2 protein-coding genes are annotated in these 1,151 nt (G+C 67.9%); both read right to left on the bottom strand.

Annotation, left to right across the window (positions count from 1 at the left end; all coding sequences use genetic code 11):
• Window positions 1-602 (bottom strand): relaxase/mobilization nuclease domain-containing protein (locus DLJ53_RS36320; protein WP_202913533.1); only part of this gene is annotated, 602 nt, incomplete at its 3' end.
• Window positions 599-1,075, bottom strand: coding sequence for a DNA mobilization endonuclease VirD1/MobC family subunit (locus DLJ53_RS34575; protein WP_111352844.1), 477 nt, complete (start codon window positions 1,073-1,075; stop codon window positions 599-601). The genes DLJ53_RS34575 and DLJ53_RS36320, both read right to left, overlap by 4 nt.
• Window positions 1,076-1,151 lie beyond the last annotated feature (76 nt).

Here is a 1,151-nt window from a genome sequence, read left to right as displayed (position 1 = left end):
CCGCGCCGATGCACGACGACGTGGATATGCGGGTGGTCGCGGTCGGTATGGAAAGCCGTGTAGTAGTCGAAGCTGTCACCGCCATAGGCGCCGGAGCCGAACAACTCCTCGGCCCACGCACGCCCGGCGCGCTCGGCCGCCGTCTCGTCGGTCCCCTGCGGGAAGCTGACGATGAAGTGCGAGGTGCGGTCCGCGCGGGCCTCGCCGTCGGTCGGCATGGCCCAGGCCCGGACCATGTTCGCGACCTCTTCCTCGTCGATCTCGATGCCCATGAAGCGTTCGGAGCGCTGCAGCTCGACGCCGCCCTGCCGCGCCAGGTAGGTCATCTGTGCCTTCAACCCGGTGACGTTCCGTGCGCCGCCGGAGCGGACCATCTTCACCACGGCCTGAGCGCTGTGCCCTGGAACGCAAGGCGGCATCGGCGCTCCGCCAGGAGCGATATCCTCCTGATGCGCCGCGGCGATGGAGTGACGCATCTTCGCACGGCCACCGCGTCCGAGACCGATCTCGCCCCAGTCCTCACCCATGACGGCATCGACCGCCGAGACGTAGGCTGGCGCCGCGCGCCCTCTCGCCAGGAGTTCGAGAACCTGGCGGCTCACGAGGATGCTGCCCGGCGCAGGCGGGTCTCACCATCCGTCCGCCGCGTTGCCGTCTCGGTGATGGCTCGCAGTTCGGTATCGAGCCGTGACAGCGCTTTGCCGAGGTCGCGCCGCTCCTCCAGGAAGGCACGGTAGTCCGGATCGTGGGTTCGGTTCGCCGCCTTCGCGATCTGGTTCACGTTCCGGGCGATGCCGGCAATCTGCGCCTGAAGGTCCTTGAGGACGGCGAGCGTCTCGGCATCGGCCTCCAGAAACCCGCCGATCCGACGCGCCGCGATCCTGAGTGCGCGGTTCCGCTTGAGCCCCGCACCAGCGATCGCCGCGTCGAAGGCCGCGAGCTCGGCCTCCGTCATCTTCACGGAAATCGTCTTCTCGGCTCGTTCACGGGTCGGACTCGAGGCGCCGTTTGTCCAGGTGCCACCCGACAGGCGGCGACTGGACCAGGGCGGCTGGCGGTCGGGATCGTCGGTCATGAGGGGAGAGCCGAGGCGGTGAGGTGGGCTTTAATCGCGAAAGTTCTACTTTCCGATATATCCTGCCTCGTCTTTC

This window comes from Acuticoccus sediminis (assembly GCF_003258595.1).
GTDB classification, from domain to species: Bacteria; Pseudomonadota; Alphaproteobacteria; order Rhizobiales; family Amorphaceae; genus Acuticoccus; species Acuticoccus sediminis.
This window is presented reverse-complemented; position numbering and strand designations above follow the sequence as displayed.

Coding starts and splice junctions, on each gene's coding strand:
- DLJ53_RS34575 (WP_111352844.1), bottom strand. CDS start 1,075: ATGACCGACGATCCCGACCGCCAGCCGCCCTGGTCCAGTCGCCGCCTG.